The 6,012-nt window shown below is 35.6% G+C and carries 7 protein-coding genes and 1 pseudogene; 6 read left to right on the forward strand and 2 right to left on the reverse strand.

Features of this window, described 5'->3' with window-relative positions:
• The first annotated feature begins 1 nt into the window (after nucleotide 1).
• Entirely contained in the window at nucleotides 2–1,084 is a 1,083-nt protein-coding gene (locus tag FS802_RS22255) for a M50 family metallopeptidase (RefSeq protein WP_000353765.1), read from the forward strand.
• Nucleotides 1,085–1,180: 96 nt separating this feature from the next.
• The gene (locus FS802_RS22260; protein WP_000404783.1) at nucleotides 1,181–1,321 is read left to right on the forward strand and encodes a DUF3985 family protein; all 141 of its coding nucleotides are present in this window, start codon (nucleotides 1,181–1,183) and stop codon (nucleotides 1,319–1,321) included.
• 258 nt (nucleotides 1,322–1,579) lie between these two features.
• Here FS802_RS22260 and FS802_RS22270 read toward each other — a convergent pair whose 3' ends face one another.
• Entirely contained in the window at nucleotides 1,580–1,966 is a 387-nt protein-coding gene (locus FS802_RS22270) for a DUF3938 domain-containing protein (RefSeq protein WP_001077775.1), read from the reverse strand.
• Between the two features lie 461 nt (nucleotides 1,967–2,427).
• Here FS802_RS22270 and FS802_RS22275 point away from each other — a divergent pair, with 461 nt between their 5' ends.
• Nucleotides 2,428–2,949, forward strand: a complete 522-nt coding sequence (locus FS802_RS22275) for a GNAT family N-acetyltransferase (RefSeq protein WP_098720810.1) — start codon at nucleotides 2,428–2,430, stop codon at nucleotides 2,947–2,949.
• Between the two features lie 110 nt (nucleotides 2,950–3,059).
• Here the strand turns inward: FS802_RS22275 and FS802_RS22280 are convergent, their stop codons facing one another.
• The gene (locus FS802_RS22280) at nucleotides 3,060–3,953 is read right to left on the reverse strand and encodes a YitT family protein (protein WP_000530033.1); all 894 of its coding nucleotides are present in this window, start codon (nucleotides 3,951–3,953) and stop codon (nucleotides 3,060–3,062) included.
• A 276-nt stretch (nucleotides 3,954–4,229) separates the two neighbouring features.
• Here FS802_RS22280 and FS802_RS22285 point away from each other — a divergent pair, with 276 nt between their 5' ends.
• From FS802_RS22285 to FS802_RS31730, 3 genes and pseudogenes are all read left to right on the forward strand, one after another.
• Complete coding sequence (locus FS802_RS22285) at nucleotides 4,230–4,514, forward strand: hypothetical protein (protein WP_000394931.1); 285 nt, start codon at nucleotides 4,230–4,232, stop codon at nucleotides 4,512–4,514.
• A 28-nt stretch (nucleotides 4,515–4,542) separates the two neighbouring features.
• A complete protein-coding gene (gene yidC, locus FS802_RS22290; protein WP_000920517.1) occupies nucleotides 4,543–5,325 on the forward strand; it encodes a membrane protein insertase YidC in 783 nt (260 codons plus the stop codon).
• Nucleotides 5,326–5,454: 129 nt separating this feature from the next.
• Nucleotides 5,455–6,012 (forward strand): annotated as a pseudogene (locus tag FS802_RS31730) (hypothetical protein); the annotation flags it as partial.

Genomic DNA, 6,012 nt, shown 5'->3' on the forward strand with positions numbered 1-6,012 from the left:
GGTGGATATTTTAAGAAGGCCAGCTGGTTCACTGACAGTGGCGTTAATTCTGTCCATTTTATACGGAGTAATCCGAACTGGAAAATTAGAAACAATGTTGAACATATGGGTATTATTGGCTATTTTTCTGTTAGTGGTAATCATTCATGAGTTAGGACATGTCATATTCGGCGTAATGGGTGGTTTGACATTTAAATTTATGACAGTAGGGCCTATTACTGTTCAAAAAGAGAAGGGGAAAGTACGTATTCGAGAAAATAAATTATGGGCATACTTCGGAGGCGTGGCAATGTTAATACCGCCTTCTATAGTAACACCGAACCTTTCGAAAAAATGGGCATGGATGACTTTAGGTGGACCAATTACAAGTTTCCTATTTGGTATTACTTTTGGTTACATATACATGGTGAGTTATTATCAATATCTGTTATATTTTTCTGTTTTCCATTTTATCATTTTTGCGGTTACAATCGTGCCGATAAAAGGAACACTTATGAGCGATGGTATGCAATTTCTCATTTTAATTAAAGATGATGGAAAGGCGAGGCAGCATTTATATAATATTCAAGTATCAAGTGAGTTATTTAGTTATAAGAGGCCGAAAGATTGGGATAAGAGGTTAGTAGAACTTACCGAAGATAAAATAAAAGAACATAAAAGTGTAAGAGAGATCATGAGCGGACTTATGCTTGTCTTCCTTGCCCGGTCGGATCAAAAGGGAATGGAAAAAGCGATACCGTATGTAGAACAAATCGTGAAACTCCCTGTAACGAAAGAAAATAAATTTTTCGTTAGTAGTTTTCATAGTTGGTATCTTTTATATAAAGCTCTTTATGAGATGGATCGTCTTTCTCTGCAAGAAGCGAAGGAACATTGGAAGGCCATTACAAAAATAGACTTACATGGTTATTATCGAGCACAAGCAATTGTTACATATGCAGAGAATGATTTAGAAGCTTCCCGTATGTATATGAAGAAAGCCGATAAAGAATTACAGAATGCTGAAAAGAATGAACTGGGATATTTACAATTAGAGAGAGAATGGTTTGAGCAGTTGAAAGAGAGGGTATCTTACGATGGGTAAGGTATCCTCTTTTTTCTATGTCGTCTTCTGCCGTTCCATAAAAAGTCTGTGGCGAGTAAAATAAGATAAGAAGAGCAAAGCTTGGAGGAATTCTAGATGGAAATTTTAACGATTATTTTAATAGTCTTGCTCATTTATGCTGTTTTTAAAGTAGCATATGTGGCATTAAAGATACTCGCGATCCTATTAGTTATCTTTTTAATCGTAGAGTTCGGCAGTAAATTGCTTGGGGGATAGGGTATGTTGTACGCTTTGAGTGTCGAAGGATGTCGGTAAGTTGATATCCTGTGTCGAAGCGTCGATATAATGAAAAAATCGCCGATATAAGTGGAGAAATGATCGATATATTTAAAAAATCGTTGATATATTTTAGTGAATACTGAATGGGGTATGTGGAAAAGAAGTTGCCGTGGGGGTAGCTTCTTTTTATTTTAGTGATGGGGTATGAACAGGAAAGAGTAACAAAACAAAAAAGCTGGAAGAGTATCTTCCAGCTTACGAGTTACTTTCAATTTGGCGACCGTTCTCTTCTTCATTGTCTTGTAAAAGGTTGAATACGTCTGCTAGGCAGAATGCAATGAACCAAGTCCATAGACCGTGGAAGAAAGCTGAGCTTAATTGAAGTGGTAATGTATAGTTAGTCATTGAGTAGGAAATACATCCGCCAACGATTCCGATCATTGTTAATAACATTGTTTTTTGTGCATTTTCTTCTGGATTGAAGAGGAAGTAAATGTATCCACCTAAAATTGAAGCGCTTACAAGCGTTTCGATTCCATTAAAAATGATATTCTCTCCAAGCTGAGTGTTTGTCCAGAAGCAGATTGTTCCGCCGATAATAGCAAACAGGACAGCTATTGTATATCTTATATATTGATTCATATGTTCATCTCCTTATGTAATAAGATGATTTGGAAGTCAAAAAGGTAGGTATAGTATATTGAAGTGAATTTTAGTTGTACGTATCTTTTTATAAAAAGATCATGGAAGAATAACTAAGATGATCGGTTTTTTAAACCGTTACGTGTATGGTGTTTGAAATATACCTGACTGCTCGTTTCTTTTTGCTTGTAAAAATAAGAGAAACTTCCAAGTCTATATACTCTTTTTTTGTGAGTCTGCTTTCATTATAACACATTTAGGGCCACAATAATAGAATTATCTGATTTTGTAATAAGTGTAAAAAATAAAAATCGCAAGGAAATACCACTAACAATGCATTTTAGTGGAAGAAGGATTTTAATTTATTATGATGAAATATGTAATCAAGGTGAGATCTAAGAAGGAGGCTTAAATACTATAAAAAATGTTTTGTAGCATGAATGTAAGGGAGGAGAGCTAACTTGGAGATCTCAACAGAAAGATTAATAATTAGACCTTTTAAGAGTACTGATTTACAGGATGTATTTGCTATTTATAATAATGATGATACATGTAAGTTCCTATTACATAATAAGTGGACTCATGAAGACATGCAGAAAAGATTTAATAAGAAGCTAGCAAACAATGTACTTACTGAAGAATCAATATTAAGTTTGGCAGTTATATACAAGACTAAAGTAGTTGGTGATTTATCCGTATGGTACACAAATATGAAAGACACTGTTGAGATTGGTTATAGTTTTTCAAATGAAGTAGCTGGGAGAGGTTTGGCAACAGAAGCAGTAAGTAGTTTGGTATTTAAATTATTTAATGAATTTCATGTACATCGTATACAAGCTAATCTTGATGCACGTAATACAGCTTCACAAAAATTGTGTGAACGAATAGGCATGAGAAAGGAAGCCCATTTCATACAAGATTTTTGGAGTAAAAATGAATGGACAGATAGTATTGTATACGGAATGCTATCCTCCGATTTGTAGTAATAAACTTCGTGAGTTTATTATGCTAAAGGGTGCGTTAGTTGAATAACAAAGGGCATAACATATTATATATGACTAATATGTTATGCCCTTTCATGTATTAACCTTTTTTATATGCGTTTGAAACGGCCGACAATTTCAACTGTTTCAGTAATGTTCATGAATGCTTTGTTATCCACTTGACGGATAATACGTTTCATTTCGCCTAACTCATAGCGAGTCACGACAGTGTAAATCATTTTTTTCTTATGGTTTGTATAGCCGCCGACAGCATCTACCATTGTCACCCCGCGTATGCCGTGATGCAATAGTGCGCTTTTTATTTCCTCGCCTTTTTCTGTAACTGTCATTATCGTTAATTTAATATGTTTCGTATGCACAGCATCGATAACTTTGCTGACTACAAACCGGCTAATTAACGTATAAAGCGTAATATCCCATCCGAAAATAAATCCTGCTGCAACAAGTAAGATTAAGTTGAATCCAAAGATGATTGCTCCAATTGAAATATCTCGATGTTTCGCTACAATCAATCCAACAACATCAAAGCCACCTGTTGAAGAAGCAAATCGGAATATGATTCCGGAAGCTGCTCCGCAGATTACACCACCAAATACAGAAGACAGTAAAATATCGTCTGAAACTTGGTGTACAGGGATAATGTTCATCGCTAACGATGATATAGCTACAAAGTACGCTGTTAAAAAGGTTGTCTTCTTGCCTAAGTAAAAGTGACTTAAAATAAGAAGAGGAATGTTTAGTAAAAAGATAAGTGCACCGATATTGTAGTGCATTAAATAACCGATAATCATCCCTACACCAGCGAAGCCACCGCTAATCATGTTATGCGGGATAAAGAACATATTCATAGAAATTGCATACAAAATAGAGGCTACGAAAATAACAACCAACTGTATGATAAATTCTAAGTGAAATGTTTTAGCTGCTGGGAAGGATAAAAAGGCGGTGTCGGGAACGTAATCGGCGTCTCCTAGTTGACCCATAGTATGTTTCATCTCCATATTCATTTTTGATTACAAGAAGAGAATAAAGGTTTTTTCAAAAACTGGCAATAGTTTTATTATAATGCGAAAATTTTATAAATTTCTAACAAATTAAACCTATACAAGGATACGTGTGAATATACTAAAGAAAGCGAATACATTAGTTTTTTAGCATAGTTTTCTTGAGAAAATATGCAAAATACTTTTTTGACGATAAAAGGAAATAGAGAATGTTTGTTGAATGTGCTAAAATGACCTTATTAAGGATGTGAAGCGATGGAATTTTTATTGCAGGATGCAATTCTATATATATCGTTTGTAACGACAGCACTTTGTTTATTAGAAGTTTTCTTCCTTGCTAACGTTTCTCGCTTTGTGCGTCAGCAAGCATCAAGCGGTAGACAAAGAGCTTTTAAACTAGTTAATACGTGTGAAGAGGGTACTGGTAATGTATCGCTTTTCTCTATTTTTTATAAATATGGAATGATTCGTTCTGTGCGCAGACAAGAATCCAGTGAAGAGAATGACGAGGTCGGTCCGTATACACCAATGTTTCGCTAAATAATTACGAAACATTGGAGGAATGAACATGTTAAAATCATACCGAGCTGCGCTCATTAGTTTATCAGTATTACTTGTTTTTGTTTTATCTGGCTGCAGTAATGCAGGCACAATCGATGCACATAGTACGGGAATTTGGGATCATTATTTCGTATATCCAATCTCGTATATGATTCAATTTGTTGCTCATCATATACCGGGAGCTAGCTTCGGGATTGCTATCATTATTATGACGCTCGTTATTCGTTCAGCAATGATCCCATTAGCTGTTTCGCAATATCGTAGTCAAGCGAAAATGAAGAAAATGCAACCTGAACTGCAGAAGCTGAAACAAAAATACGGTGATGTGGGTAAAGATCTTGAAAAACAAAAGCAGTATCAAAAGGAAATGTCGGAACTAATGAAATCAGGCGGTTGGAATCCTCTTGCTGGTTGCTGGCCACTCTTTATACAAATGCCGATTTTCTCTGCTTTGTATTATGCGATTAGCCGAACAGAAGAGATTCGCACATCTTCATTTTTATGGGTGAACTTAGGACATGCAGATCCTTATCATATATTACCGATTATCGCAGCATTAACGACATTTATTCAGATGAAAGTTTTCCAATCTAATATTACACCTGGAGAGCAAGTACAGATGCTGAAAGTGCAGCAAATTATGATGCCAGCAATGATTCTATTTATGGGATTTGCGGCGCCATCAGGACTTGTGTTGTACTGGATAACGGGTAATTTATTTACAATGACACAAACAATTGTATTAAGAAGAATAATGGAACGTGAAGAATTACAATTACAAAAAGCTTAGAACAACGCCGCTCGGGATGAGCGGCGTTTTTTTGTTAAGTCGTTAAGGAAATGTTAAGAAACCAACATTACTATAGGCATTGTATACGAAAGTGTACATGCTTTAGAAATATGAAGGAGGAAATTTCCTATGAAGAAGAAAACAGTTGGGTATTTAGCGATTGCAGGTGCTTTATCATTCGGAATCATTGGAGGAGTCGGTATTCCGGCATTCGCGGCAATGAATACTCCAGCAGCTGAGCAGTCTACAAAAACGGCGAAAAAAGATTTGGATGACGCTACAAAACAAAAAGTAAAAACGATTATGGACGACACAAAGAAACAGTTGAAGGAGTTAGGTGTAAACCTTCCAGAGAAAGAAAAACGGAAAGATATGTTTGCAGGGCTAGATGATCAGGCGAAAGAAAAAGCGAAATCGATTTTAGAGCAAGAGAAATCCGGTAAATTAACACGTGAACAAGCAAAAGAAGAATTAACAAAGCTAGGTGTGAAATTCCCTGAGAAAGGTAAGCGTAAAGACATGCTTGCTGACTTAGATGAAGCAACAAAAGAAAAAGCAAAGTCTATTTTTGAACAAGAAAAATCTGGGAAATTAACTCATGAGCAAGCGAAAGAAGAATTAACAAAGCTAGGTGTGAAATTCCCTGAGAAAGGTAAGCGTAAAGACATGCTTGCTGACTTAGATGAA

This window comes from Bacillus sp. DE0042 (assembly GCF_007680225.1).
Classification (GTDB): Bacteria; Bacillota; Bacilli; order Bacillales; family Bacillaceae_G; genus Bacillus_A; species Bacillus_A wiedmannii.

Excerpts from the sequence above, each read along its gene's own strand:
- FS802_RS22260 (WP_000404783.1), top strand. The coding sequence starts at position 1,181 with ATGGAAATTTTAACGATTATTTTAATAGTCTTGCTCATTTATGCTGTT.
- FS802_RS22270 (WP_001077775.1), bottom strand. The coding sequence starts at position 1,966 with ATGAATCAATATATAAGATATACAATAGCTGTCCTGTTTGCTATTATC.
- FS802_RS22280 (WP_000530033.1), bottom strand. The coding sequence starts at position 3,953 with ATGGGTCAACTAGGAGACGCCGATTACGTTCCCGACACCGCCTTTTTA.
- FS802_RS22285 (WP_000394931.1), top strand. The coding sequence starts at position 4,230 with ATGGAATTTTTATTGCAGGATGCAATTCTATATATATCGTTTGTAACG.
- yidC (WP_000920517.1), top strand. The coding sequence starts at position 4,543 with ATGTTAAAATCATACCGAGCTGCGCTCATTAGTTTATCAGTATTACTT.